Annotated in this window: 29 protein-coding genes, 2 tRNA genes and 1 pseudogene; 10 read left to right on the top strand and 22 right to left on the bottom strand. The window is 62.3% G+C overall.

Features of this window, described 5'->3' with window-relative positions; translation table 11 throughout:
- Positions 1-166: 166 nt before the first annotated feature.
- The 5 genes from AC1D08_RS26490 to AC1D08_RS26470 all read right to left on the bottom strand — a co-directional run bounded on the left by AC1D08_RS26490 (position 167) and on the right by AC1D08_RS26470 (position 2,308).
- Positions 167-526: a DUF7674 family protein gene (locus tag AC1D08_RS26490; protein ID WP_457155689.1), complete on the bottom strand. Its 360-nt coding sequence runs from the start codon at positions 524-526 to the stop codon at positions 167-169.
- A gap of 116 nt (positions 527-642) precedes the next feature.
- Positions 643-858, bottom strand: coding sequence for a hypothetical protein (locus AC1D08_RS26485; RefSeq protein WP_457155688.1), 216 nt, complete (start codon positions 856-858; stop codon positions 643-645).
- A gap of 417 nt (positions 859-1,275) precedes the next feature.
- Positions 1,276-1,539 (bottom strand): hypothetical protein, encoded by a 264-nt coding sequence (locus tag AC1D08_RS26480; protein ID WP_457155651.1) that lies wholly within the window; start codon positions 1,537-1,539, stop codon positions 1,276-1,278.
- Between the two features lie 181 nt (positions 1,540-1,720).
- The gene (locus tag AC1D08_RS26475; protein WP_457155617.1) at positions 1,721-2,071 is read right to left on the bottom strand and encodes a hypothetical protein; all 351 of its coding nucleotides are present in this window, start codon (positions 2,069-2,071) and stop codon (positions 1,721-1,723) included.
- A gap of 9 nt (positions 2,072-2,080) precedes the next feature.
- A complete protein-coding gene (locus AC1D08_RS26470; protein ID WP_457155618.1) occupies positions 2,081-2,308 on the bottom strand; it encodes a helix-turn-helix domain-containing protein in 228 nt (75 codons plus the stop codon).
- Positions 2,309-2,425: 117 nt separating this feature from the next.
- Here AC1D08_RS26470 and AC1D08_RS26465 point away from each other — a divergent pair, with 117 nt between their 5' ends.
- From AC1D08_RS26465 to AC1D08_RS26450, 4 genes are all read left to right on the top strand, one after another.
- Entirely contained in the window at positions 2,426-2,632 is a 207-nt protein-coding gene (locus AC1D08_RS26465; protein ID WP_477424420.1) for a hypothetical protein, read from the top strand.
- Complete coding sequence (locus AC1D08_RS26460) at positions 2,629-2,955, top strand: hypothetical protein (protein WP_477226324.1); 327 nt, start codon at positions 2,629-2,631, stop codon at positions 2,953-2,955. Before AC1D08_RS26465 ends, AC1D08_RS26460 begins: the two co-directional genes overlap by 4 nt.
- On the top strand, positions 2,952-3,158 hold the full coding sequence (locus AC1D08_RS26455; protein WP_477226323.1) for a hypothetical protein: 207 nt from the start codon (positions 2,952-2,954) through the stop codon (positions 3,156-3,158). Before AC1D08_RS26460 ends, AC1D08_RS26455 begins: the two co-directional genes overlap by 4 nt.
- Positions 3,159-3,334: 176 nt before the next feature.
- The gene (locus AC1D08_RS26450; protein WP_477397185.1) at positions 3,335-3,703 is read left to right on the top strand and encodes a hypothetical protein; all 369 of its coding nucleotides are present in this window, start codon (positions 3,335-3,337) and stop codon (positions 3,701-3,703) included.
- A gap of 212 nt (positions 3,704-3,915) precedes the next feature.
- Here AC1D08_RS26450 and AC1D08_RS26445 read toward each other — a convergent pair whose 3' ends face one another.
- From AC1D08_RS26445 to AC1D08_RS26435, 3 genes are all read right to left on the bottom strand, one after another.
- Positions 3,916-4,344: a hypothetical protein gene (locus AC1D08_RS26445; protein ID WP_457153216.1), complete on the bottom strand. Its 429-nt coding sequence runs from the start codon at positions 4,342-4,344 to the stop codon at positions 3,916-3,918.
- Positions 4,345-4,480: 136 nt separating this feature from the next.
- A tRNA-Arg gene (locus AC1D08_RS26440) sits at positions 4,481-4,557 on the bottom strand.
- A gap of 46 nt (positions 4,558-4,603) precedes the next feature.
- On the bottom strand, positions 4,604-4,909 hold the full coding sequence (locus tag AC1D08_RS26435) for an ETC complex I subunit (protein WP_095086744.1): 306 nt from the start codon (positions 4,907-4,909) through the stop codon (positions 4,604-4,606).
- Positions 4,910-5,032: 123 nt separating this feature from the next.
- On the opposite strand from AC1D08_RS26435, the gene AC1D08_RS26430 reads away from it, so the two are divergent.
- A tRNA-Pro gene (locus AC1D08_RS26430) sits at positions 5,033-5,109 on the top strand.
- A 92-nt stretch (positions 5,110-5,201) separates the two neighbouring features.
- Here AC1D08_RS26430 and hdaA read toward each other — a convergent pair.
- From hdaA to AC1D08_RS26410, 4 genes and pseudogenes are all read right to left on the bottom strand, one after another.
- The gene (gene hdaA, locus AC1D08_RS26425; RefSeq protein ID WP_457153218.1) at positions 5,202-5,906 is read right to left on the bottom strand and encodes a DnaA regulatory inactivator HdaA; all 705 of its coding nucleotides are present in this window, start codon (positions 5,904-5,906) and stop codon (positions 5,202-5,204) included.
- A 47-nt stretch (positions 5,907-5,953) separates the two neighbouring features.
- Positions 5,954-7,159, bottom strand: a complete 1,206-nt coding sequence (locus tag AC1D08_RS26420; RefSeq protein ID WP_457153219.1) for an AI-2E family transporter — start codon at positions 7,157-7,159, stop codon at positions 5,954-5,956.
- The gene (locus AC1D08_RS26415) at positions 7,131-7,688 is read right to left on the bottom strand and encodes a CDP-alcohol phosphatidyltransferase family protein (protein WP_457153220.1); all 558 of its coding nucleotides are present in this window, start codon (positions 7,686-7,688) and stop codon (positions 7,131-7,133) included. The genes AC1D08_RS26420 and AC1D08_RS26415 overlap by 29 nt, the downstream gene beginning before the upstream one ends.
- A 130-nt stretch (positions 7,689-7,818) precedes the next feature.
- Positions 7,819-8,783 (bottom strand): annotated as a pseudogene (locus tag AC1D08_RS26410) (methyltransferase).
- 305 nt (positions 8,784-9,088) lie between these two features.
- Between AC1D08_RS26410 and purM the strand changes: the two are divergent.
- The 3 genes from purM to AC1D08_RS26395 are packed head-to-tail and all read left to right on the top strand — an operon-like array spanning position 9,089 to position 11,388.
- Positions 9,089-10,153, top strand: coding sequence for a phosphoribosylformylglycinamidine cyclo-ligase (purM, locus tag AC1D08_RS26405; RefSeq protein ID WP_457153222.1), 1,065 nt, complete (start codon positions 9,089-9,091; stop codon positions 10,151-10,153).
- Positions 10,150-10,863, top strand: a complete 714-nt coding sequence (purN, locus tag AC1D08_RS26400; RefSeq protein ID WP_457153223.1) for a phosphoribosylglycinamide formyltransferase — start codon at positions 10,150-10,152, stop codon at positions 10,861-10,863. The genes purM and purN overlap by 4 nt, the downstream gene beginning before the upstream one ends.
- Before the next feature lie 15 nt (positions 10,864-10,878).
- Positions 10,879-11,388, top strand: coding sequence for a SixA phosphatase family protein (locus tag AC1D08_RS26395; RefSeq protein ID WP_457153224.1), 510 nt, complete (start codon positions 10,879-10,881; stop codon positions 11,386-11,388).
- Between the two features lie 47 nt (positions 11,389-11,435).
- On the opposite strand, the gene AC1D08_RS26390 is transcribed toward AC1D08_RS26395, so the two are convergent.
- The 3 genes from AC1D08_RS26390 to AC1D08_RS26380 form a co-directional block, all read right to left on the bottom strand.
- Positions 11,436-11,675 carry a DUF680 domain-containing protein gene (locus AC1D08_RS26390; RefSeq protein ID WP_457153225.1) on the bottom strand — a complete coding sequence of 80 codons (240 nt, stop codon included), beginning with the start codon at positions 11,673-11,675 and terminating at the stop codon, positions 11,436-11,438.
- Between the two features lie 327 nt (positions 11,676-12,002).
- Positions 12,003-12,230, bottom strand: coding sequence for a DUF680 domain-containing protein (locus AC1D08_RS26385; protein WP_095086233.1), 228 nt, complete (start codon positions 12,228-12,230; stop codon positions 12,003-12,005).
- A 62-nt stretch (positions 12,231-12,292) separates the two neighbouring features.
- Positions 12,293-12,526: a DUF680 domain-containing protein gene (locus AC1D08_RS26380; protein ID WP_095086236.1), complete on the bottom strand. Its 234-nt coding sequence runs from the start codon at positions 12,524-12,526 to the stop codon at positions 12,293-12,295.
- 525 nt (positions 12,527-13,051) lie between these two features.
- Between AC1D08_RS26380 and AC1D08_RS26375 the strand changes: the two genes are divergently transcribed.
- Together AC1D08_RS26375 and AC1D08_RS26370 are read left to right on the top strand one after the other, a co-directional pair.
- Positions 13,052-13,720 (top strand): response regulator, encoded by a 669-nt coding sequence (locus tag AC1D08_RS26375; RefSeq protein ID WP_477226315.1) that lies wholly within the window; start codon positions 13,052-13,054, stop codon positions 13,718-13,720.
- Positions 13,710-15,068 (top strand): sensor histidine kinase, encoded by a 1,359-nt coding sequence (locus tag AC1D08_RS26370; protein ID WP_477226314.1) that lies wholly within the window; start codon positions 13,710-13,712, stop codon positions 15,066-15,068. The genes AC1D08_RS26375 and AC1D08_RS26370 overlap by 11 nt, the downstream gene beginning before the upstream one ends.
- A 9-nt stretch (positions 15,069-15,077) precedes the next feature.
- Here AC1D08_RS26370 and AC1D08_RS26365 read toward each other — a convergent pair whose 3' ends face one another.
- From AC1D08_RS26365 to AC1D08_RS26335, 7 genes are all read right to left on the bottom strand, one after another.
- Positions 15,078-15,956 carry an ABC transporter permease gene (locus AC1D08_RS26365; RefSeq protein WP_477226313.1) on the bottom strand — a complete coding sequence of 293 codons (879 nt, stop codon included), beginning with the start codon at positions 15,954-15,956 and terminating at the stop codon, positions 15,078-15,080.
- Between the two features lie 11 nt (positions 15,957-15,967).
- Positions 15,968-16,777: an ABC transporter ATP-binding protein gene (locus tag AC1D08_RS26360; protein WP_477226444.1), complete on the bottom strand. Its 810-nt coding sequence runs from the start codon at positions 16,775-16,777 to the stop codon at positions 15,968-15,970.
- Positions 16,778-16,885: 108 nt separating this feature from the next.
- Positions 16,886-17,842, bottom strand: coding sequence for an ABC transporter substrate-binding protein (locus tag AC1D08_RS26355; RefSeq protein WP_457151407.1), 957 nt, complete (start codon positions 17,840-17,842; stop codon positions 16,886-16,888).
- A gap of 320 nt (positions 17,843-18,162) precedes the next feature.
- Positions 18,163-18,933: a 4-hydroxy-tetrahydrodipicolinate reductase gene (gene dapB / locus AC1D08_RS26350; RefSeq protein ID WP_457151404.1), complete on the bottom strand. Its 771-nt coding sequence runs from the start codon at positions 18,931-18,933 to the stop codon at positions 18,163-18,165.
- 15 nt (positions 18,934-18,948) lie between these two features.
- Positions 18,949-21,042, bottom strand: coding sequence for an ATP-dependent helicase (locus AC1D08_RS26345; RefSeq protein ID WP_457151403.1), 2,094 nt, complete (start codon positions 21,040-21,042; stop codon positions 18,949-18,951).
- Between the two features lie 280 nt (positions 21,043-21,322).
- Positions 21,323-22,120 (bottom strand): agmatinase family protein, encoded by a 798-nt coding sequence (locus tag AC1D08_RS26340; RefSeq protein ID WP_457151402.1) that lies wholly within the window; start codon positions 22,118-22,120, stop codon positions 21,323-21,325.
- Between the two features lie 108 nt (positions 22,121-22,228).
- Positions 22,229-23,401, bottom strand: coding sequence for a M20 aminoacylase family protein (locus AC1D08_RS26335; protein WP_477424418.1), 1,173 nt, complete (start codon positions 23,399-23,401; stop codon positions 22,229-22,231).
- Between the last annotated feature and the right edge of the window lie 17 nt (positions 23,402-23,418).

Below are 23,418 nucleotides of genomic sequence, written 5' to 3'. Positions count from 1 at the left end.
AGGGGCGAACTGTATTTCTGGCTAGGTCTCGCGTGTGGCGTCGGCGTCATCGCGATGTTGTTGTTGTTGCTCGCGATGCTTAGCTTCGGTTTCGGCTTATACGCCGTTCCCGCTTAGTCGGCTATGTCTCGCAGCGATGGGTAGTGTCTCAGTTTGAAATTTGGGGCTAGAGGCCCGCAGTTGTCGATCCATAAAAGCGGTCCATGCCTCTGCAATATTCTTTAGAGGCTGGCCCCAGAAACTCGACAATCGTAGCGAAATCGAAGTCACCCCGGTCAGCGGCGTTCTGTAAGGCCTCAAGAAAGGTAGCAATGTCAGCATTGTCTTTGGCCGAGCTCTCTCGCAAGCCCTCTTCGCATAATTGGAAAACGCCTTTGACAACGTTCTCTGGGGTCTTCCCCAGATTCGATATCAAGGTCTCCGCCAATTCTGCGGCGGCAATTGTTGATGGAAATGCAGAGGGGGCCCATTGAGCGGCGAAGTCGCGGAGCGTATGGCGCAACTCTGGTGTCTGATCGGCGATCATATCTATGTATTTCCGACTGGACATGCCCGCTCGTCAGTTCTCCAAAGCTTTCTATATGGGCGTGCCACCTCGGCTTCGGCGCGACGGCGTCCATCTTCTCGCAAACAGGTAGTGTCTCAGTTTGAAATCTGGGGGCCGTTCGGCTCCAGCTTTGACCGGATTTGATGAATAGCGCTCACGATGGCGTTGGCTGACTGAACGTCCAGCGCAATATCTAACAGACCTTCGGTTGTGTGAATTGAGAGAACCCCAATCACACCCGCATTGTCCGTGATGGTGCCGACGTGGATTTCAGTCGGTACGAAGGGCCGCGCCTTTCCCTTGCGTTGCATTGCTCACACTCCCCTCGCGGCGACAGTCGCGCAACGCCGTGGCACATTCAAGCTGGCCTTAGGGTCATGTAACGGGCGGGAAGTGTTCTTAGGTTAGCGAGTGCTTAAAGCCTTACCTATTCGCCTATTTCGGCAGCTTCTTGTAGGGACCGCGCGCTGGCTTCGGCGCAACGGCGCCGTGCTAAAAACAAAATTCTCCCAGGCTGGCTACCCGGCGATCGCCATTCCAATACCGACACCAAGGCCGATAGCAACGCCCATGAGCAGCTTGCCGGCAAAGTCTAGGGCGAAGGCGCGGACAGCGCTCCAGGCATCCCCACGGGCTCCCTGATGGCGTTCGACAGGTCATCGAAGATCGCGTCCATGCCGGCAATATAGATCGAAACCGCGATTCTGTGGATCCCCACCTTCATGGCGTTATCGCACCAGTAGATTGTAGCTCGGTTCCTCACAGTGATAGACGCGGCATTGGCCGTCGCGGGTTGGAACGGCGGCGGACATCGGCACGTCGGGCCAGTCGCACTCATTGCCGAACTGGCGCACATAGCGGTCATATGTGTTGGGGCCGGTGGTCAGCACCACAGCGTGCCGGCTCTGGATCAACTGCTGAAGCTGCTCGCAGCTCATCGTGCGCGTGTCGGGCCGAGCCTCGGCGACGCTCGTGGCACAACAAACTGCCATCCCGGCAAGAAAGGCGATCGACGGACTTTTCGTGGCCAACACAACGGACTCCCGATCATGGTCCGCAGCATCGCGCGCGAGCTTCGTCCCCGCAAGGGCGCGCTTGACGATTTCAGCGAGTACGCGGCCGGTTCGGTGGGAGGGGCACCTCCGAGGGCAAGGAAGGTTCTGGCGCGCTGGTCTAGGGCTGCGCGTCCGTCGTCTGCGGCGGCGCCGGCCAAACAATATGTTGCCCCTCGAAAAGCAGCACTGTGACGTAGCCCGCAATCGAGGCGACGGTCACGAGTAGAAGCATCGTGGCGATGGAGATACCGCGCCGTCTCGGTCGCGACTTTGGTGGGCGCGCTGGTGCTTCGGTATTCTGGTGCGTTGCTGCTTCGGTACTCGGGATGGGCTCGCTTGGCTGTGGCAAGTGAGCGGGATCAGGATCGGGGAACTTGCGATCGAGCGCGGCCTGCTTCCGACGCGTTTCCTCGTCAAATTGATATTTGCGTGCTCCACGCCAGTTTGCCTGGAACTCTTCTTTTGCCATCGTCCCCAACTAGCCGCCACTATCTATGCCGCCACCCTTCCTCAGCCTCACCCCGGCACCGCCACCATTCTCGGGGATGAACTCGACGCCGGCAGATTCGAGAGCCTTCTCGATCGCAGCCAGGGCATCTTCCGAACCGCCATACTTGCCTGTCTCGAAATTCGAGATCGTGTTGCGGTGAATTCCGGCAGCCTTCGAAAGGTCAGCCAGGGACCAGTTCAACGCCGCTCTAGCCATCCTCACTTGTGCAGGCTTCACAACTCACAATCCTTGTGCTAATTTCACAAGTGTAAGTATCACAACTGAAGGGGAATTCCAAAGCCGAACACGTGTGTTCCGGCGGCCGGCGAAGCTATGCCCGCTGCCTTCCTTGGAAGATTTTCAGGTCGCGTCATTATCGGCGAGATCGCCGACCAAATGGCAGAGGCGTCACGACAGATCGACCGGGATATCGCTTCTATCGTTGCCGCAATGAAGGCGATCCATGGTGACAGCGAATACTACGTCTTCATCAACCATGAACTCCCCTTCGTGTTTATCGGCCAAAGGTCACCATCATGAGCGCGGCCATGCTGAAGCCCTTGGGGATGCCGAAGGGGATGAACCCGCAACAATGGCGCCAGTCAGTCGAGAAGCGCCTCAACGACCTTCTGGACCGCGCCATGTCGCTCATTACGGCACTGGATCTTATGGAGGTTGATTGCGACCTGGAGGATACGGCAGACGACGAGCCATCGCTAGGCTGCCTCGATGATCTGGAGCAGGACAACTGCGACGACGAGGAAGGTGGCGACGACGAGCCTTGCGTGGATATCTATGGCGAACGCATCATGTGGCCCGACGATCTGGCGTCGCAGGAAACGCTGGTGGAGAGCGGGATATGACGGCGCCGTTCTATCAACGACGCGCCTTCGACCCGCTATCAGCAGCGACAGAGCCGAGCAACGACATGATCGTCGTGCCGTTCCACCACGCTTACCGCAACAACTTCGGCATGATCCCTGTCCACACCGGCGACGATTTCATGCTCGTCTCGTCGTGGCACTACGACCCCGAGCACTATCCTCCGGGCTCTTGTATTCAATAAGGTTCCGACCGACCCATTGGCCCGCTGCTTCGGTGGCGGGCTTTTCAATTTGCCCAGCCCTTTGCCCACTTCACCCGTCGGGTGCCGCAGCGAATTCCATCTCAAGCGACGCTTTCGGCTTCTGCAGCTGCACGGCCACACAATGTTTGTTGGCGGCATCCCAGGAACTGCCGGTCATGCAGACAGGGCGTTTGGGCGAGCAGGACTTTCCGGCCAACGTGGACTTCAAGCTGCGCGTGCACACGCAGGCCCCTTTTCCCCAACCCCAATTCTCCGGGCAGCTCACGCAGCGCCGAGTTTTCGGATCGACGAACTGCCCCGCCCCACAGGAGCAGGCCGAGCGCTTGGCATCCCACGAGGCGCCCGCCGCACAAGAGACGCAAGTTTTCCTCTTCGGATTCCAGTATTTCCCCTCGGGGCATGCTCCGCTCTCACCGGTGGGCTTGCTGGGCTGCGCCGGCGATGGCGGCAACGCCTTCGCCGGCGCAGTCTTCTGCGGCTCCGCCGGCTGCTGGCCCGGACAAGTGAGCTTTTGGTCGCATTGAAGCGTGCACCCGACCACACCGCGAGACCGATTGACCGGAGTGTCCGGGTATTCGAAGGGACAGGGCATCTGCTGTGCGCTTGCGGTCCATCCGAACAGCATCATCAAACTGGCGAGAACAAGATGACGTCTCATAGTTCGGATAGTAGTGATTGTTCGCCGAATTGAAAACGGTAAACCGCGTGATGCCCGCTGCCTCACGGTGGCGGGCTTTCACTGTTCGGGAGAATAATCCTCGGGGCGCATCAGCTTAGGCGAGGAGAACCACAGATCCTTGAAGGCGATCATCGTCGGCGTCCATGGCTCCCACTTGTCCATCGCCCGCAAGATGAACAGGCCGGCCTCGAATGCGACCAAGGCCCTGGTTTCTTCGGGTCTGTCATGCTTGAGCCAGTCGCGCGTCTCGTTGAGACGCCTTATCCAATCCTTGTTTTTCTCCACTGGGCGAGTTGGGTTGTCCCGAATGCTGACCCAAAGGCCGCCCTCTTTGTGGGGCCTCATATCTTCCGCAGCTCCGGCCAAAGTTATCGTAAGAGCGAATTGGCCAGCATGGAAGGCAGCAATAGCCCCCTCTATCTGTTGAACCGCTGCCTCCTGCTTGGTCACGGTGAAAACACGATAGAAAGGGCGTGTCTCTCTCATTGCTGCTTCCCTAAAGAATTGGCACCAGCGGCGGGCTTTTTGATGACAGGTGCTGACACCGTGCTGACACAGCAGAACCTCGCACTAGCACCCTGTCATCGTGCCGTCTAATTTCGTAATCATTTCAGCGGTTTATTGGCGATCCCGACAGGATTCGAACCTGTGACCATCGGCTTAGAAGGCCGGTGCTCTATCCAGCTGAGCTACGGGACCGCTGGCCGGCCGCCGGGCCGGCTGATTACTTGACGCTGGCCGCCGGTCAATGCGTCCAGGGCGTCCTGCGGTCATAGCGGAAATTCTCGGCATAGGAAATCTGGCGGCGCTTGGTCTCTTTCGGCTCCTCGACGCGGAAGGCGAATCCTTCCTTTTCGGCGTAGGCCACCGCTTCTTCCCTCGTATCAAAGGTGAGCCTGATCTGGCTCCTCATGTCTCCCGACGTGGTGTAGCCCATCAAGGGGTCGATCTTCTTGCGCATCTCGGGGTCGAATTCCAGCACCCAATGGCCGGTCTTGGCCTTGCCGGACTGCATCGCGGTTTTGGCTGGGCTGAAAATGCGCGCGGACATGGCCACCTCGTTATTGTGCAAGGCAGCATCGCCACCCTGCGTCGTCATTACTGCGCAATGCGCAACACGGCAAGGTTTTTGCACTTGCCATGCAACACCGAAATGAATAGGCAACAGACCGTTCGGAGTGTAGCGCAGCCTGGTAGCGCATCTGGTTTGGGACCAGAGGGTCGGGAGTTCGAATCTCTCCACTCCGACCATCCTCTCATCGACATGCAATGTCGGCGCCGCTGGTGCAACGAACGGTACGTTGCGCCGATCCCGGTTATGGGCCTTGCCCCATTGGGAAATCCTAGATCTCGAACTCGCCCTGCCCCTCGTCCATGGCGCTGACGGTTTCGGCCGCCAATGCCCGCGTGATCGGCGTCTTGCGCTCGAGCGCTGTGCGGTCCAGCCGTTCCACCACACGCATCGCGGTCGCCAGCGAGCGCTCGATGCGGCGGACCAGATACTGCACGACATGCGGCTCGACCTCGACCTGGCGGTCGGCGAACAGCTTGGTGATGACGCCGGCGAGCAGGACGTCGTCAGGCTCATGGATCTCGACCGTCGCCGCCGCCTTCAGCCGCGAGGCCAGATCAGGCAGCGCAACACCCCAAGCCGAGGGAAAGCGGCGCGCCGTCAACAACAGCGTCGAGCCCGCACCACGCACCGCATTGATCAGATGGAACAGGCCTTGCTCGTCCACCGCGCCGGTATCGACATCGTCGATCAGTGCCGGCCGGGCGCCGAGATTGGCGATGCTGTCACCGATACGCCTGGCGTCGACCATCACCGCGTTGGCGCGCGCGCGCCAGATCGAAGCCAGATGCGTCTTGCCGGAGCCGGCGGGACCGGCCAGCACCACGACCGGCGAGGGCCAGTCCGGCCAACGGTCGACCAAAGCCACCGCTTGCGCATTGGTGCCGGAGACGACGAGGTCGTCACGCGAATAGCCGGTGCCATGGCCGAGATCGAGTGGCAATTGGCGCGGCGGGTCGGCTTTCTGGTCGCTCATACGGACTCAGCCATGCGGCCCGGCAAGGAACCTGGTCACCGGCCGAATCATGGCTTGATGGCCTTGCGCCGATCGGCCGGGAGCTCCGGCGCGGTGCTGCCGTGGCCCTTGTAGAGCGGCGATTCCAGATAACGGGCTATGGCAAACCGCACCAGCACGGCAACTGCCGCCGAAGCCGGCACGGCAATCAGCAGGCCGACGAAGCCGAACAGCGCGCCGAAGGCAAACAGCGAGAACATCAGCCATACCGGATGCAGGCCGACGCTCTTGCCGACCAGCCGTGGCTGCAGGATGTTACCCTCGATGAACTGGCCGATGAAAAACACCACCGCGACGGCGACGATCATCGTCCAGTCCGGCCAGAACTGGACGAAGGCGACGCCGACGGCCAGCACCAGTCCGGTGAGCGAGCCGACATAGGGGATGAAGGAGATCAGCCCGGCGAACAGGCCGATAAGAATGCCGAAATTCAGCCCGGTCAGCGTCAGCCCGGTGGCGTACATGGCGCCCAGCACTAGGCACAGCGTGCCCTGGCCGCGCACGAAGCCGGCTGTTGCGGTGTTGATCTCCTTGGCGATCGCGCGCACCGTCGCGACATTGTCGCGCGGCACCCAGCTGTCGATGACCGCAACCATGCGGTCCCAGTCGAGCAGCATGTAGAAGGCAACCACCGGCGTCACCACGAACAGGCTGACCACCGAGACCAGCGCCACGCCGGAACTCCAGATCGAGGTGAAGACCGTGGTGAGCAGGCCGAAGCCGGAGGTCAGCAGCGAATTCAGCCCGTCGCGCAAGCTATTGGCGTTGACGCCGAATTTCTGTTCCAGCCATTTCGGATCATATGACGTGATCAGACTTTGCAGCCGGGTCAGATATTCCGGCAATTTGCCGGCGAAATCGGCCATCTGCGTCGCCAGCACGGGAATGAGGACGACGAAGGCCAGCACCAGCACGATGAGGAAGGTGATGAGGATGACCACCGTCGCCATGAAGCGTGACAGGCCGAGCCGCTGCAACCGGTCGGCGACCGGATCGAGGAAATAGGCAAGCACCATGCCAGCAACGAAGGGCAACAAGATGGCACTGAAGACATAGAGGAAAAGTGCGAGCACGGCCGCGCCGGCCAGCCAGAAGAAGATCTGCCGGCGGAAGGTGGATGATGCGGCGAGATCGGCAGCCGCAGCCTCGATCACCGCAGCCTCTCTCTCAACTGCCGCTTCTCTCTCAGATGCCCGGATTGGAGCCTTCGCCATAGCCGCTCATATGCCTCAGCCAAGCCACGAGATAGGCCGCGGCCGAAGCCACGGTCAAGACCCCGGACAGCAATATGAGGGCTGGCCGCAGAGGGTCGAGGTGAACGGCAAGGGCAAGTTCGCCCAGCACAACCGCCGCCAGCACGATCTGGCTAGCGGTGTTGGCCTTCGACACGAAAAGCGGCTTCATCTCGACTGGATGGGCCATGACCGACGACAACACAACGGCGCAGACGATCAGCGCGTCTCGCGACACCATGGTGACGACCAGCCACAGCGGCAATTGCCCGATGAAGCCCAGGACGACGAAGACCGAAACCAGCAGCAGCTTGTCGGCAATCGGATCGAGATAGGCGCCGAGCATGGACTGCTGATTGAAACGACGGGCGATGAAGCCGTCGACGCCATCCGAAATGCCGGCAATGAGGAGGCCGGCAAAGGCCCAGTCCCAGCGCGCCTGCAGCATCGCCAACACCACCGCTGGCACCAGAACCAGGCGCAGGATGGTGATCAGGTTGGGGATGGTCAAATGCGCGCCTGTCGGGTTTGCATGCTGATAGATGATGGGAGACGGAGGGGATCGCAAGGGAGAAGCGCCACCCATAGCAAAGGTAGCTGGACGGCGAGGCACCGCGACTGCTCACATTGATATTCTCTGGTTAGGCTGCAGACGCCTCAAGGATGGAAATGGGTCCTCGGGTCTGAATCACTCGCTCAAGGCGTAGCCCAGCGACGTCGAACAAGCTTGCATATTGGACCTGCGTCCTCTCCAGGCCGCCAGTGACGGCGAGCATGACCACGTCGATACCCTTGATCTGGTTCGGTTCGTCACCTGGCGGCACGAGGGTCTCGGCCACAAGCACCTTTCCGTTCGGCAACATTGCCTTGCGGCAATTTCGCAGGATCTCCGCGGCACGCCCATCGTCCCAATCGTGAACGACCTTCTTGATGACGTAGACGTCACCGGTGGGAACGCTTTCAAAGAAATCACCTGCGATAAATTCGGTGCGCGGCAGGTCGCCTCCGGCACCCTGGCGGGCTGCCGCGACGCCCGAAGGCGGATCGAAAAGCACGCCGCTCAAATGGGGGTGCGGGCCAGGATCGCCGAGAGAAGCTGACCATGTCCGCCGCCAACGTCGACGATCCGTGTGAACGGCCTGAAGTCATAAGCTTCGGCAACGGCCTCGTTACTGCCTTGGCTCAAGGCGATCATTGCACGCTGAAACAAGGCAGCCTGCTCCGGGTGTTCCGACAGCCAGTCAAACCTTGGGCTCCCGAACACCTTATCGAAGGCTGGCTTTCCGGTGCGGACAGAATGCAGGAGCTGCTCGAAGGCAAGATAGGCCTCACCGTTGATCATGCGGACGAAGTCACGGGGACCCGGCTTATCGGAGCGCAGCGCGGCGCCAACCTCCGTCAATTCGAAATGACGGGGCAGTACTTCCCTAAAGACGCCTTCCGGCGCGAGAAGTCGCATTACACGATAAAGCGCGTCAGCATCCGACTGAGTGGCAGCCGCAAGTTTATCCACCGACTGCTCGTTGACAGCCAGGAGATCGGGGATGCCGAGTTCGATAATTACGCGCAACGCCTGTGACACGGCGAATCCAAAGCCTAGCCTCATGATCTGTTGCGACGGATTGGGCATGGCCTGTCCCCGGATGCCTGATGCGAAGCAACAGAGCACCAACAACAGACAGACACAAGGATGCAAAGGGGTGAAGGCGCAGACGGAGGTACGGGGTTTTGCCTCCGATAAAAAGCAAGGACAGCGGGGATTTCACACAAGGGGGCGCCACCGCCGCCGAAAAACCCGCTCTCCACGCTTTTTATCGGGGCAAAACTTCGGCATCCCACCGTCATCCTTGCGGGGCGAAGCCGTTCATGCGAAGAGCCCGCAAACGAAACAACGATGAGCAAGCGCCAGAAATGAGCAAGCGCAAGAACGGGCTCACCTATGCCGAGGCTGGCGTCGATATCGATGCCGGCAATCTGATGGTCGAGAAGATCAAGCCGCTGGTGCGCGCCACACGCAGGCCGGGCGCCGACGGCGAGATTGGCGGCTTTGGTGGCCTGTTCGACCTCAAGGCGGCCGGTTTCACCGATCCGGTGCTGGTCGCCGCCAATGACGGCGTCGGCACCAAGCTCAAGATCGCCATCGATGCCGGCAAGCACGACACGATCGGCATCGATCTCGTCGCCATGTGCGTCAACGACCTCGTCGTGCAAGGTGCCGAACCGCTGTTCTTCCTCGACTATTTCGCCACCGGCAAGCTCGATCCCGACCAGGGTGCCGCGATCGTCGGCGGCATTGCCGCGGGCTGCCGGCAGGCGGGCTGCGCGCTGATCGGCGGCGAGACGGCGGAAATGCCCGGCATGTATCACGGCAACGACTACGACCTCGCCGGCTTTGCGGTGGGCGCGGCCGAACGCGGCCAGCTGTTGCCGACCGACGACATCGTCGAAGGCGATGTGCTGCTTGGGCTCGCCTCCTCGGGCCTGCATTCGAACGGATTTTCGCTGGTGCGCCGCATCGTCGGCGTCAGCGGGCTCGCCTGGAGCGATCCGGCGCCGTTCAATGACGAGGCGACGTTGGCCGAGGCGCTGCTCGAGCCGACCCGCATCTACGTCAAGTCGATTCTCAAGGCCATACGCGGCACGCATGGCATCAAGGCGCTGGCCCACATCACCGGCGGCGGCTTCCCCGAAAACATTCCACGCGTGCTGCCCAAGGATTTTTCGGCCGAGCTCGACCTCGAGGCGATCGACGTCCCCGCGGTGTTCTCGTGGCTGGCCAGGACCGGCGGTGTCGCGCCGGAAGAGATGATGCGCACCTTCAATTGCGGCATCGGCATGATTTTGGCGGTCGCTTCCGGCCAGGCAGCGCAGGTCGCCGCCGTGCTGCAGGAAGCCGGTGAGACAGTGACGCCGATCGGCCGCATCGTGCCGCGCCGCGATGCCGGCGTCATCTACCGGGGCTCGATCGGCCTATGAGCGCGCAGAGGAAACGCACCGTTGTCCTGATCTCGGGGCGCGGCTCCAACATGACCGCGCTGATCGCGGCGGCCAGCGACCCGGCCTTCCCCGCCGAGATCGTCGGCGTCATTTCCGACAAGGCCGACGCCGCCGGCCTTGGTGTCGCCAAGGCGCGCGGTATCGCCACACAGATCATTCCCCGCGCCAACCATGGTAGCAAGCAGGCGCATGACGCGGCGATCGATGCGGCACTTGCAGCATTCAATGCCGAGATCGTCGCGCTGGCCGGCTACATGCGCATCCTCACCCCCGGTTTCGTCCAGAAATGGCAGGGCCGCATGATCAACATCCACCCTGCCCTGCTGCCGGCGTTCAAGGGGCTCGACACCCATGCGCGCGCGCTGGCCGCCGGCATGCGCATCCACGGCTGCACGGTTCATTTCGTCACGTCCGAAATGGACGACGGCCCGATCATCGCGCAGGCGGCCGTGCCAGTGATGGTCGGCGACAGCGCGGATGCACTGGCCGCCCGTGTGCTGAAGGCCGAGCACCAGCTCTATCCGCTGGCGCTTGGGCTGGTCGCAGAGGGCAAGGCGCGCATGGCAGCCGGCCGTACTGTGCTGGCCCACTTTGCCGACGATGCCGACAATGCCACCTCGGTGGTGATGGCGCCCGACCCACTGCGCGAGGAAGCCGACCTCGAGCAATTGGCGCGGATAACCCCCTAAGCCGGATAGATGGGGATGAAACAGCTTCTCCTGCTTCGCCACGCCAAGTCGAGCTGGGACGATCCGGGTCTCGCTGATTTCGATCGGCCGCTCGCCGGGCGCGGGTTGAAGGCCGCCAAGCTGATGGGGCGCGAGCTTGCGGCGCGCGACTGGCTGCCGGACCTGGCACTGGTGTCGACGGCGCTGCGAACCCGCGACACCTGGCGGCTGGTTGCGGCGGAGTTGCCTGCGCACACGCGGGTCACCTTCGCCGATGTGCTCTATGATGCGTCGGCAGCGGATATTCTGAGCCAGTTGCGGCAGGCCGACGCTTCTAGCAGAAGCTTGCTGGTGGTTGGCCACAATCCGGGGCTGGACGATCTGGCAAACCAGCTTGCCTCGCCGGAGTCGGAGGCCAAGGCGCGCAAGAGGCTCGAGGAAAAGTTCCCCACTGCAGCCCTTGCGCGCTTCGTCTTCGAGGGAGATTGGTCGGGCCTGTCCTCGGCCCGGCTCACTCACTGTCTGCGACCGAGGGATGTAGGCTAGAACCCGGTGCCGGGCAGGCGCGGCCGGCCACCGCACCGCCGCGGACATCAGTTGCCCCAGATGCCCTGGCCAGATTCGGGCAAGTCGATTGTGGCTTTCGTCTTGGTATCGGCAGCCTTGTACCCAGCCATATCCGTGTTGTTGACCGCGCCGGTAACGGCATGATCGACGCCGGCAACCGGGGCAACCGTCTGGTTGGCATTGTCGGAGCCATAGTGGTCGCTGGCGGCGAAAGCGCTGCCGGTGGCAACGAGGATGGCGGTGGCGGCGAGGGCAATCCTGTTCATTTTCAAGTCTCCTGGTTCTTGGGTTGGGCGGCGTCTTGGGAGGACGGTTCCGCTAAGGACAAGACCCCAGGCAGTGCGGTTTTATTCCTTGAGGCTGAACTTTTTTGCCGACTGGGAAGGTCGGTTGGCCCAGCGCGGGCCTAAAGCGCGTCGCGTTGAAACGGATTCAGGCGGCGCGCTTAAGTCTTTGTTTTTAAGCATGTCGTTGCCCAAAAACCGGGCCGCTTTTGGGCGACATGCACTAGCTGACGGCTATCCCTTGTGCGCAAAAAACAAGAGCGGCGGGCCAGGCCCACCGCTCTTTGTAGTGAAGGTCTGCGTCGTGGATCAGCGGCCCCAGATGCCCTGGCCAGACTGAGGCGGTACGTTCGCATTGGCGTCAGCCTGGGCCTTTTCGGACTTCAGGATCGAGCCGGTGTGCATGGTGTCCATGTTGGAAACCGAGTGGCTGGCAACCGGCTGGTTGACGTTGCTTGAGCCATAGTTGTCGCTGCTGGCGAAGGCGGTGCCGGTGGCAACGAGGATGGCGGCGGCGGTGAGCGCTATCTTGGTCATTTCAAATACTCCTGAATGAAGGTTGATGGTTCTGGTTTGGGAGGATCCGGACAGACGCCGGCTTACCGGCCCCAGATGCCCTGGCCGGATTCCGGCTGGTTCGAATCGGGCGTCAGCCAGAAGCCGTGGTGCTCGACCGGCCTACGGATCGAAGCCGTGAAGCTGTGGTCTATTCTACCAGCGGGCGCGGACACGGCCGGCTGGTTGACATTGTCGGCGCCATAATGGTCGCTGCTGGCAAAAGCGGTGCCCGTGGCAACGAGCATGGCGGCGGCGGTAAGAGCGATCTTGGTCATTTTCTTAACTTCCAGTAGTTCTCAGTTCAGTCCGTCTAGTGGCGTGCCCTTGGGAGGAATTTCGCGTCGCTCGGACCACACCGAAATGGGTTTTCCGTTCGCCGACTTCCAATCACGAAGATGTTCCTCCGCACTCCGAATCCAGACCTTGAAACGAAGCCAGTAGCTGAAGCGGCAAGAATTTTCTTTATCAATATCAAATAGTTAATAGACGCGCTCGGCCGACTGTATGCTCGTCCGCCGAGCCGGCGTTCACCATCTCATCACGGTCCGTCAACATAAATTGAACCGGGCGGTTCGATCGACTGTGGCGCTTGCGCGCAAGCCGATCCGTTCAGTTCGATTTCGGCGCCGAAATAAGCCGATCCTGTCCGAAAAAACCGTTGTCATCAGCCGCAAGACCGCATTTACCTTGCGTTGAAATCGATACTGTCGCTCATTCAGTCGGCATTGTCGGATGCCGCGGCTGATCAGGCTCGAGGCGGTGAAAGACTGAAGGCGGCGGATAGTGAGACAGCGATAGAAATGCGGCTGCTGCTTGTCGAAGACAATCTCGAACTGGCCGACTGGCTGGGCAAGACCCTGCGCCAGGCGAACTATGTCGTCGACGTCGTCCATGACGGCGAGGATGTCGAGCACGCGCTGGCCGCCGGCGGCCACGCGCTTGTCATCCTCGACCTGGCATTGCCGCGTATGGGCGGCCTGGAAGTGCTGCGCACGCTGCGAGCGCGCGGCAACCGGGTCCCGGTGATCGTGCTGACCGCCAACGCCAGTCTCGACGGCCGGGTCAAAGGCCTCAATGAAGGCGCCGACGACTATCTGGCCAAGCCGTTCCAGATCGAGGAACTGGAGGCGCGAATCCGCGCACAACTGCGCCGCGCCAATGACCGCACCGCGCCTGTGGTTGCCTGCGGCGATCTCGTCTTCGACACCAACACGCGGCTGTTTTCGCTGGCCGGCGAGACGCTGGCGCTGACACCGCGCGAACATGCGGTGCTGGAACAACTGATGGTCAAGGCCGGACGCACGGTAAGCAAGGCGGCACTGTCGGCGGCGATCTACGATTTCGAGACCGATGCCGACCCCAGCGCCATCGAGATCTATGTGCACCGTGTGCGCAAGAAGCTTGAAGGGTCGCGCGTCCAGATCGCCACCTTGCGTGGCCTCGGCTATCTCTTGCGCCATGAGGATTAGCAGCCTCCGTTTGCAGTTGCTGGCCTGGGTGGTGTTGCCGCTCGCCGGGCTCGCCACCATCAATCTGTGGACCAGCCATGGCAACGCGCTGGCCACCGCCGACCTGGTCACGGACCGGATGTTGTTGGGTTCGGCACGGACCATCGCGGAGCAGGTCGCCATGACAGACGGCGTGCTCGATACCTCGATACCGCCGGCGGCGATCGAGATGTTCGATACCGGCGATCGCGACAGTGTCTACTACCATGTCAAGACTGCCAAAGGGCGGCTGCTGACCGGCTATCCCGACCTGCCGGAAGCGCCAAAGCACCCAAGCATCGAGGCCACCTATCGCGACCACCGGCTGCGGCTGCTTACTTTCAGCCACACCGTGGTCGGCGCCGGAGACGACTCGCCGATATCGGTTACCGTTGGCGTCACGCTTGCCGGGCACGATGCGATGGTGCGGCATTTGTGGTTCAACGCTTTCGCCCAGCAACTGGCGCTGGTGGCTATTGCCGGCATCTTCGTGCTGTTGGGCCTGCGTCGCGGCCTGGCACCGCTGATCAGGCTGCGCGACGCCGTGCGGTCGCCAAGCCGCAGCGACCTCGACCCGGTCGAGGTTCCTGGCGCGCAAAGCGAGATCCGCCCGCTCATCGATGCGCTGAACGCCTATATGGAGCGGGTGCGGGCGCAGATGGCGGCGCAGCGGCGCTTCATCGCCAATGCGGCGCACCAGCTGCGCACGCCGTTGGCGTTGCTGTCAACGCAGGCGAGCTACGCGCTGCGCGAAACCGTCCCCGACGCGCGCCAGGAAGCGTTGGTGGCGCTGCAGGCAAGCTCCGGCAGACTGGCGCGGCTGGCCGAACAGCTCCTGACCTTGTCGCGCGCCGAGCCGGGCAGCCGGCGGCCGCGCGCCGACCGCGTCGACCTGACCGAAGCCGCCCGCCATGTGCTGGAAACGCAGGCGCCGACAGCAATCGGTCACCACATCGATCTCGGCCTCGAGGAGGCCGGACCCGTGCCGGTGATCGGCGACGGCACCATGTTGCGCGAGATGATCGTCAACCTTGTCGACAACGCACTGCGCTATTCGCCGGCCGGCGGCAGCATCACGGTGAAGCTGGCGGCCGTTGAGGACGAAGCCGTGCTGACTGTCACCGACGACGGGCCCGGCATCCCAGTGGACGAGCGAGACCATGTTTTCGAGCGCTTCTACCGTGTTGCCGGATCGACCGAGGAAGGCAGCGGCCTTGGCCTCGCCATCGTGCGCGAGGTCGTCGAAAATACCGGCGGCCGCGTCGCCCTCGGGGATGGCGCGACCGGCGGCCTGGTGGTTGAGGTCAGGCTGCCTTTGGCGAGCAGCTAGGCTTGCCGCTCACTGCGTCTCATGCAGTGGCTGGGGACGCCATTTCGCCAAGCGATCCTCGACCATGGTCATCAGATATTCGGCACCGAGCGCCACCACCATGACGATGACGATCGCGGCATACATGCCGGCGGCGTCGAAGGATCCCTTGGCGATGTTAATCAGCAGGCCGATGCCGTATCGCGAGCCGACGAACTCGCCAACGATCGCGCCGATGATGGCAAAGCCGAAGCTGACATGCAGGCTGGCGAAAATCCAGCTCATCGCCGAAGGGACGATCACCGAACGGGTCAACTGCCAGTTGGATGCACCCAAGATGCGCGCATTGGCGATCATCGCCCTGTCGGCTTCCCGGACGCCCTGGAAGGCATTGTGGAACACGACGAAGAAAACCATCACGAAGGCAAGTGCCACTTTCGAAGCGAGGCCGAGGCCGAGAATCATGATGAAGATCGGCGCCAGAACCACGCGCGGAATGGAGTTGATCACCTTGATGTAGATGGAGAAGATATCGGCGGCCATCCGGTTACGGCCGAGCGCGACGCCGATGATGATCCCAGCAACCGAGCCAGTCACAAAGCCGATGACCGATTCCTCCATTGTGACATAGAGGTGGTACCACAGAGGCCCCTCCGACGTTCCTTCTGTCGTCCATTCGTACAGCCGCTGCGCGATCGCGCTCGGCATTGCGTAGAAGAACGGATCGATCCAGGCCTGGCGCGCGGCGATTTCCCACAGGCCGAGAAAGGCGATCAGAATGGCGACCCGCCAAAAGATCACCGTGCGGCGGCGGTGCCGTACCGCCTTCGCGGCGGCTGCCTCGATTTCCGCATCCGAAGTGCCCGGCCTGAAAGCTCCTGCGCTGATGTCAATGGCGGCATCGGTCATGGCGTTCCTCCTCAGGCTGCGGCGCGCGCATAGCTGGTTTCAACCTCTTCCTTGAGGTCGGCCCAGATCGTGCGCGAGTAATTGATGAAGCTCTGCTCGTAGCGGATATCGGCGACCACGCGCGGGCGCGGCAGATCGATGGTGTAGACCGATTTCACCGTGGCCGGTCCGGCGGTCAGGACATAGACCTTGTCGGCGAGCGCAATCGCCTCTTCGAGGTCATGCGTGACGAAGACCACCGAAGCCTTTGCCTCAGACCACAGGCGCAGCAGTTCCTCGTGCATCAGCACGCGCGTCTGAACATCGAGCGCGGAAAACGGCTCATCCATGAGAAGAATCTCGGGTCCATTTATGAAAGTCTGGGCCAAAGCCACACGTTTGCGCATGCCGCCAGAAAGCTGATGCGGATAGTGCTGCTCGAAACGTGACAAGCCGACACGCGCCAGCCAGTCGCGCGCTGCGGCCGTAGCGTCCGACTTCGCTATACCGCGAAAGAGTGGACCAGCCATCACGTTTTCGATCACCGTTCGCCAAGGAAACAAGGCGTCACTTTGGAAAACAAAACCGATGCGCGGGTCTATTCCCGTGACCGGGGCGCCCATGACGCGAACCTCGCCGGCACTTGGGCTTGCCAACCCCGTGACAAGGTTGAGGGTGGTGGATTTTCCGCAACCGGTCGGGCCGACAACGGCGACAAATTCGCCGCGTTCAACGGTCATGGTGAAATCGCGTAGTGCTGTCAGCGATTTGCCGGTGGGTGAAAGGAAACGCCGGCTGACGTTGATCAGCTCGATCGCCGGTGCATTTTTTTCAATGGCCATGGTGGAACTCCTGGGTACGAGCAAACGCCCGCCCGTCGGCCCAAGGCCGCCGGACGTCAAAACTGATGGGTACCGGCGCGATGTCGTTCATCGCGCCGGCACTGTCTGCTACTTGGCGTTCTTGACGAATTCCGAGGTGTAGGTCTTGGAGAGGTCGATCTGCTTGCCCTGCAGTTCCTTCTTGAAGGCTGAAAGAACCGTCAGCACCGTCTCCGGGCCGCCTTCGGGCATGATCCCGTCGGGGGTGAACATTGCCTTGCCTGCATCGAGGGCCTTCACGTAGCCCTCCTTGTCGCCGACATAATAGTCCTTCGGCATCTTGTCGGCGATTTCAGCGCCCGTATGGGTGTTGATGAATTTCTGCGTCTTGACGAAGGCATTGGCCAGCTTCTGCACGACGTCCTTATGCGCTTCGACCCAATCGGTCTGCATATAGAGGGAGGCGGCCGGGTAGGTGCCGCCGAGAGCAGCCTTGGTGCCTTCCATTGTGCGCATGTCGATGAGAACAGACGCTTCGCCGGTCTTCAGCAGTCGCGTGATCGTCGGCTCTGTCGTCATACCTGCCTGGATCTTGTCCTGCTGCATGGCGGCGATGAAGGTGGTGCCGGCGCCGACCGGAACCGAGGTGAAGTCGCCCAGCTTCAAACCGTTCTTGACGGCGAGGTATTCCGTAAGAAAATTCGTCGATGAGCCTAGACCGGTCACGCCCAGGCTCATGCCCTTGAAGTCGGCAGGCGATTTGATCTCGGGGTGTTTCGTCGAAACAAGTTCCACCTCGCCCGGCGCTTGGCTGAATTGGACGATGGATTCAACGAATTTGCCCTTTGCCTGCAGGTCAATGCAGTGATCGTAGAAGCCGACAACCCCTTGCACGGCACCGGCGAGCATCTCGTTTTCGGCATCGACGCCGGCCGGTTCATTCAGCAACTCGACGTCAAGACCCTCGTCCTTGAAGTAACCGAGCGCTTCGGTCAGCTTGGCGGGCAGATAGATCTGTTTCTCATAGCCGCCGACCATGATGGAGACTTTTTCGTCGGCGCGCGCTGACGGCGCGGACAAGGCCATGACGGCGACGAGTGCGGTTGTGGCGGCTGAATCAAGCAGTATTCGCGCGAGCGACATGGCCTCTTCCCTTTGTTCGTTTCCCGCGCCCTCTCTCTCCCATCGCTTTCCGCGACAAATACGGGGCGCGCGCCCAACACTTATGGCACCAAGCTTTCATTCACCTTTCAAGGCCGTACCGAAAATCACCGCAAACCTTACGGATCGGTAAGCGGATGCTGGCCGATCATAGTTGGACGAGCAACTTGCCGAAGGCGAGGATCAGCGACAGGTCATCGTCATTGTTCGCTGTCACCCGATCCCGTCGTGATGGGTCCCCTCGCTCAGCCGCCAACCCCCAGCACGTCCCGCATGTCATATTCACCGGGCGGGCGCCCGGCCACCCAGAGCGCGGCGGCGATGGCGCCACGGGCGAACATGGTGCGGTCGCCGGCCGAATGCGACAAGGTCAAGGTCTCGCCCTCGGCGCAGAAGCTGACGCTGTGCTCGCCGACGATGCTGCCGCCGCGCATCACCGCAAAGCCGATCTCACCGGGCGGCCGCACGCCTGTGACCCCATCGCGGACGTGCCTTGCGACCGTGTCCAGTTCGATGCCGCGCCCGGCGGCTTGTCCCAGCATCAGCGCCGTCCCGGACGGCGCATCGATCTTGTGGCGATGATGCGCCTCGACAATCTCGACATCCCAGTCCTCGGGAGCGAGCGCTCGCGCCGCCTGCTCGACCAGTCCGACCAGCATGTTCAGCCCGAGCGAAAAGCTGCCGGAGCGGACGATGGCGATGGTTTTCGCAGCATCGGCGATGGCGGCCAGCTCAGCAGCATCGAAGCCTGTCGATCCAACGACCAGCGCCGGCCCGCCACGATCGGCGCAAAACCTTGCCAGATCAGCCGAGGCAGACGGCGTGGTGAAATCGATCACCACATCGGCCACGGCAAGTGCCTCGTCGCGGCTCACCAGCCCTTCGCCGACAATGCCCGGCCGGTGGAAGCGACCGGCGAGCGCCAGCCGCGCATCGGCCTGGACGGCGTCCGCCATCTGGCGGCCCATGCGACCCAGTGCACCCGCGATGGCGATCCTGACCGGTGGTTGGGGCATGGCGCTATCTCGCGGCTATTTCCACATGGCGCGCATGCGCGCGCCAATGTCGACGCGCACCTCCGGCCGGGGCGCCCTTCCCTGTGCCGCTTGCGCGCTCGGCCACGAGACCTGCTGGAAGGCTGCAAGGATCGAGGCCGGGATGAAACGGGTGCGCGAGGCATAGAGATGGCGGTCGCCGCGCGCCGCCTGGCCGTGAGGAAAGAAGCGCTGCGGCATGACCAGGCTGAGATTGTCCTTGGCCCTGGTCATCGCCACGTAGAGCAGCCGGCGCTCCTCCTCGATGTCCTCCTTGGTGCCGACGCCGAGATCGGCGGGAATGCAGCCATCGACGGTGTTGAGCACGAAGACATTCTTCCATTCCTGGCCCTTGGCCGAATGGATGGTCGACAGGATCAGATAATCCTCGTCACGGTGCGGCGGTCCGGCCTGGTCACTGGTGGCGTCCGGCGGGTCGAGCGTCAGCTCGGTGAGGAAGCGTTCGCGTGAGGCATAGCCAGATCCGATCTGCTCGAGCTGCAACAGGTCGGCCCGGCGCGTGATCGCATCCTCGTGGATGCGCTCCAGATGCGGCTCGTACCAGAGCCTGACCTGTTCGAGATCGGCCGGCCATTTGGCGCCGGCCCGCAGGCCGGAATAGAGCGCGACGAAGCCCGGCCAGTCATCGGCCGCGCGCTGCGGCGGTCGCCAGCCGGCCAACCCCATCGCCTCGTCCAGCGCCGTCGTCATCGTCTCGACGATTTGCGCGGCGACCGAAGGGCCTATGCCCGGCATCAGCTGCAGCACGCGGAAGCCGGCGACGCGGTCGCGCGGGTTTTCGGCAAAGCGCAGCACCGCAAGCACATCCTTGACGTGAGCAGCATCGAGGAACTTCAGGCCGCCGAACTTGACGAAGGGAATGTTGCGCCGGGTCAGCTCGATCTCTAGCGGGCCGCTGTGATGCGAGGCGCGAAACAGCACCGCCTGCGATTTCAGCGCCGTGCCAGCTTCTCGCTCGGCCAGAATGGTATCGCAGACGAAATTGGCCTGCTCGACCTCATCGCGCACGCTCACCAGCCTTGGCTTGTCGGTGGATTTGCGATCCGACCAAAGGTTCTTGGTAAAGCGCTCCGAGGCCTCGCCGATCACCGCATTGGCGGCGGCCAGGATGGTCTCGGTCGAGCGATAATTGCGCTCCAGCATCACCACGTCGGCGGCCTGCGCGAACTGCTTGGGAAAATCGAGGATGTTGCGCACCTCGGCGGCACGGAACGAATAGATCGACTGCGCATCGTCGCCGACCACCGTCAGCCCGGCGCCGTCGGGTTTAAGCGCCATCAGGATCGAGGCCTGCAGCCGGTTGGTATCCTGGTATTCGTCGACCAGCACATAGTCGAACCGCCCACCCAGATGCGCGGCTATTTCGGGCTCGGCCGCCATCTGCGCCCAGTAGAGCAGCAGGTCGTCGTAATCGAGCACGTTCTGCGCCTGCTTGGCCTCGACATATCCGGCGAACAATTGCTTCAGCTGCTCCGCCCAACCGGCGCACCAGGGAAAGGCGGCCCCTAGCACTTCGCCCAGCGGCGCCTGCGCGTTGACGGCACGCGAATAGATGGCAAGACAGGTGCCCTTGGTCGGAAAGCGCGCTTCCGTCTTCGAGAACCCCAGCTCATGCCGGATCAGATTCATCAGGTCGGCGGAATCCTCGCGATCGTGGATGGTGAAGGCCGGATCGAGGCCAATCTCCAGCGCATAGTCGCGCAGCAGCCGGGCGCCGATGCCGTGAAAGGTGCCGGCCCAGGTCAGCGCGTCGGTGATCACCGCGGCGTCGCGGCCGAGCACCTCGCCGGCGATGCGCTCGACGCGCCTGGCCATTTCGGACGCGGCGCGGCGCGAAAAGGTCATCAGCAGGATGCGGCGCGGGTCGGCCCCCTTGACGATCAGATGGGCGACGCGATGCGCCAGCGTGTTGGTCTTGCCAGAACCGGCGCCGGCAATGACCAGCAGCGGTCCGGCAATCTGGCCGTTGCCATGCTCGACCGCCAGACGTTGGGCGTCGTTCAGCCGTGTGAGATAGGCAGGCTGGACGGTCTGGTCCCGAAAGGTCGAATCAGAGGTGGCGAGGTTCATCGCCCATCAAGCATCGTTTCTGCTTTGTTCGCAACGCCGATGCGAGGATGAATTGGCGTATGAAGGATCAGCCTAACGCTGCGGGTCGATCTCATCTGGCATCAGCAAAAAAGACTTTTGGGGAAGAAGGCCGGCGCCGCTTGGGAGGAAGAATGAAGCGCCGGCCAAGCGGATAAATCAGGTCCGCCGCAAGTGACAGGCTAGCTGAGTCTTGCCCCTGCGTCACCGGGTGATTGTCTTCGTCAAACACGTACCCCGCACCGACCTGCACGTCGCCGCATCACGCGCGTGTTTTGACCATCATCCCGGCAATTTCCTTGAGCAGTTTTGCCGCCACGGTGGCGGTCAGGTTGGCGATGTCGCGAGGCGGGTTTAGTTCAACGATATCAGCCGCCACGATCGGCTGGTTGACCGATTGAATCAGGCCGATGACCTGACGGGTGGTCAGACCGCCGGGTTCGCGGTGCGAGACGCCTGGCGCAAAGGCCGGGTCGAGCCCGTCGAGGTCCATCGAGATGTAGACCGGCGTCTTGAGATCGAGCCGCAGATCGTCGCCGAACCGCGCCGCCTCGATCACCTCGACGCCGAACCGCTTGAACTGGTCGCGATGATGGTCGTTGACGGTCCGGAGGCCGACCTGGATGAGACGGTCGGCAAGCCGCTCTTCCATGATGCGGGCAAAGGGCGAGGTGTGGGAGCGCGGATTGCCCTGATAGGCATCGTACATATCGGGATGCGCGTCGATGTGCAGAATGGTCAGGCTGGGATGTCGGCGGCGCACCGCGCGCAGTATCGGCCCGGAAATGGCGTGGTCGCCGCCGAGGCAGATCAGCGGATCGCCCAGTTCCAGCACGCGCCCGACCTCACCTTCGATCAGGTCCCATGGATCGGTGGCGGCGTCGAAGCCGATGTCGCCATGATCGACAAGCCTGTCGGTCAGATCAAAACCGGTTTCGCTCCACATGCTGTAGGCATCGGAGAACAATTCGGGACGGATATGGGCAGGGGCCCGTGCCGGGCCCTTGAAGAAAGACGAGTTGTCGTCGTGGGGAATTCCCAGCAGCGAAATCCTGGTCATCAGCGTCCGATCTCCGTCAGCGGGGAATTTCAGTAAACGCGGGAGCTGGCTGGCGATAGCGATGGTGTTTGGGCCAGCGGCGGGCGCGCCCTGGCAATCAAAACGCAATCAACTCCCGGCTTCGCCGCCCAGCCTTTGCCTGGCCATGGCGACATGGAAATTGGTGCCGAACAGCAGCCCGTCATCGTTGAAGTCGTAGCCCGAATTGTGCAGCGGCGCCGACGTCTCGCCATTGCCGAGGAAGACGAAACAGCCCGGCACATGGTCGAGGAAGCGGGCGAAGTCCTCCGAGCCGGTCATCGGCTCGCGGGCGACGGCGATGTTGCCGGGCTCGAAAACGCTTCTCGCGGCAGCAAACGCCGCATCGACCAGTTCGGCATCATTGCCTAGCGGCACGAATTCGCGGGTGTAGTTGACCTCGGCGGTAACATTGTAGGCGGCTGCGGTGCCCTCGGCGATGACGCGCATCTGCCGCTCGATTTCGGCGCTGACCTCGGGGCGGAAGCTGCGCGCATCGCCGAGAATGCGGGCAAGACCGGGCAGTGCGTTGCGGGTGCCGTCGGTGATCAGCTCGGTCACCGAAACCACCGATATGTCGGCCGGGCTCAGCCGGCGCGAGACGATGGTCTGCAGATTGGTGACCAGCGCGCAGGCGGCGACCAGCGTTTCGTTCCCCGAATGCGGCCGCGCGGCATGGCCGCCGAGCCCTTTCAGCACGATCTCGAAATTGTCCTCTGCCGACATGATCGGGCCGGCGCGGGTCTCGAAATGTCCGATGGGCAGGCCGGGCATATTGTGCAGGCCAAAGATTTCGTCGAAGGGAAAGCGCTGCATCAGGCCATCGTCGAGCATGGCCAATGCGCCCTTGCCCCATTCCTCGGCCGGCTGGAAGACGAAGCGCACGGTGCCGTCGAAACCGCCCTCGGCGGCCAGGCGTTTTGCAGCACCGAGCAGCATGGTGGTGTGGCCGTCATGGCCGCAGGCATGCATGATGCCGGGATTGGCGGAACGGTAGGGCGCGGCGGATTGCTCGGTGATGCGCAAGGCATCCATGTCGGCCCTTAGCGCAATCGCCCGGTTGCCGCTGCCGCGTTTCAGCGTGCCGACGACGCCGGTGCCGCCGACGCCCTCAGTGACACCATCGAGGCCGAATTCGCGCAGCTTGGTGGCGACAAAGGCCGCGGTGCGCGTTTCCTCGAAGCCGAACTCCGGATGCGCGTGCAAATCGCGCCGCCAGACAATCATCTCCTGCTTCAGCGCGTCATGATCGAATTCGGACATTTCTTCTTGCCTCTCCC

The organism is Mesorhizobium sp. P2_E6 (assembly GCF_056403835.1).
Note: the sequence above shows the minus strand (reverse complement) of the source record. Positions and strands in the feature narration are given on the sequence as shown.

What these genes read in the sequence shown, in the direction of transcription:
- AC1D08_RS26490 (WP_457155689.1), bottom strand. Translation starts at nt 526, where the DNA reads ATGATCGCCGATCAGACACCAGAGTTGCGCCATACGCTCCGCGACTTC.
- AC1D08_RS26485 (WP_457155688.1), bottom strand. Translation starts at nt 858, where the DNA reads ATGCAACGCAAGGGAAAGGCGCGGCCCTTCGTACCGACTGAAATCCAC.
- AC1D08_RS26480 (WP_457155651.1), bottom strand. Translation starts at nt 1,539, where the DNA reads ATGGCAGTTTGTTGTGCCACGAGCGTCGCCGAGGCTCGGCCCGACACG.
- AC1D08_RS26475 (WP_457155617.1), bottom strand. Translation starts at nt 2,071, where the DNA reads ATGGCAAAAGAAGAGTTCCAGGCAAACTGGCGTGGAGCACGCAAATAT.
- AC1D08_RS26470 (WP_457155618.1), bottom strand. Translation starts at nt 2,308, where the DNA reads ATGGCTAGAGCGGCGTTGAACTGGTCCCTGGCTGACCTTTCGAAGGCT.
- AC1D08_RS26465 (WP_477424420.1), top strand. Translation starts at nt 2,426, where the DNA reads ATGCCCGCTGCCTTCCTTGGAAGATTTTCAGGTCGCGTCATTATCGGC.
- AC1D08_RS26460 (WP_477226324.1), top strand. Translation starts at nt 2,629, where the DNA reads ATGAGCGCGGCCATGCTGAAGCCCTTGGGGATGCCGAAGGGGATGAAC.
- AC1D08_RS26455 (WP_477226323.1), top strand. Translation starts at nt 2,952, where the DNA reads ATGACGGCGCCGTTCTATCAACGACGCGCCTTCGACCCGCTATCAGCA.
- AC1D08_RS26450 (WP_477397185.1), top strand. Translation starts at nt 3,335, where the DNA reads ATGCAGACAGGGCGTTTGGGCGAGCAGGACTTTCCGGCCAACGTGGAC.
- AC1D08_RS26445 (WP_457153216.1), bottom strand. Translation starts at nt 4,344, where the DNA reads ATGAGAGAGACACGCCCTTTCTATCGTGTTTTCACCGTGACCAAGCAG.
- AC1D08_RS26435 (WP_095086744.1), bottom strand. Translation starts at nt 4,909, where the DNA reads ATGTCCGCGCGCATTTTCAGCCCAGCCAAAACCGCGATGCAGTCCGGC.
- hdaA (WP_457153218.1), bottom strand. Translation starts at nt 5,906, where the DNA reads ATGAGCGACCAGAAAGCCGACCCGCCGCGCCAATTGCCACTCGATCTC.
- AC1D08_RS26420 (WP_457153219.1), bottom strand. Translation starts at nt 7,159, where the DNA reads ATGGCGAAGGCTCCAATCCGGGCATCTGAGAGAGAAGCGGCAGTTGAG.
- purM (WP_457153222.1), top strand. Translation starts at nt 9,089, where the DNA reads ATGAGCAAGCGCAAGAACGGGCTCACCTATGCCGAGGCTGGCGTCGAT.
- purN (WP_457153223.1), top strand. Translation starts at nt 10,150, where the DNA reads ATGAGCGCGCAGAGGAAACGCACCGTTGTCCTGATCTCGGGGCGCGGC.
- AC1D08_RS26395 (WP_457153224.1), top strand. Translation starts at nt 10,879, where the DNA reads ATGAAACAGCTTCTCCTGCTTCGCCACGCCAAGTCGAGCTGGGACGAT.
- AC1D08_RS26390 (WP_457153225.1), bottom strand. Translation starts at nt 11,675, where the DNA reads ATGAACAGGATTGCCCTCGCCGCCACCGCCATCCTCGTTGCCACCGGC.
- AC1D08_RS26385 (WP_095086233.1), bottom strand. Translation starts at nt 12,230, where the DNA reads ATGACCAAGATAGCGCTCACCGCCGCCGCCATCCTCGTTGCCACCGGC.
- AC1D08_RS26380 (WP_095086236.1), bottom strand. Translation starts at nt 12,526, where the DNA reads ATGACCAAGATCGCTCTTACCGCCGCCGCCATGCTCGTTGCCACGGGC.
- AC1D08_RS26375 (WP_477226315.1), top strand. Translation starts at nt 13,052, where the DNA reads ATGCGGCTGCTGCTTGTCGAAGACAATCTCGAACTGGCCGACTGGCTG.
- AC1D08_RS26370 (WP_477226314.1), top strand. Translation starts at nt 13,710, where the DNA reads ATGAGGATTAGCAGCCTCCGTTTGCAGTTGCTGGCCTGGGTGGTGTTG.
- AC1D08_RS26365 (WP_477226313.1), bottom strand. Translation starts at nt 15,956, where the DNA reads ATGACCGATGCCGCCATTGACATCAGCGCAGGAGCTTTCAGGCCGGGC.
- AC1D08_RS26360 (WP_477226444.1), bottom strand. Translation starts at nt 16,777, where the DNA reads ATGGCCATTGAAAAAAATGCACCGGCGATCGAGCTGATCAACGTCAGC.
- AC1D08_RS26355 (WP_457151407.1), bottom strand. Translation starts at nt 17,842, where the DNA reads ATGGCCTTGTCCGCGCCGTCAGCGCGCGCCGACGAAAAAGTCTCCATC.
- dapB (WP_457151404.1), bottom strand. Translation starts at nt 18,933, where the DNA reads ATGCCCCAACCACCGGTCAGGATCGCCATCGCGGGTGCACTGGGTCGC.
- AC1D08_RS26345 (WP_457151403.1), bottom strand. Translation starts at nt 21,042, where the DNA reads ATGAACCTCGCCACCTCTGATTCGACCTTTCGGGACCAGACCGTCCAG.
- AC1D08_RS26340 (WP_457151402.1), bottom strand. Translation starts at nt 22,120, where the DNA reads ATGACCAGGATTTCGCTGCTGGGAATTCCCCACGACGACAACTCGTCT.
- AC1D08_RS26335 (WP_477424418.1), bottom strand. Translation starts at nt 23,401, where the DNA reads ATGTCCGAATTCGATCATGACGCGCTGAAGCAGGAGATGATTGTCTGG.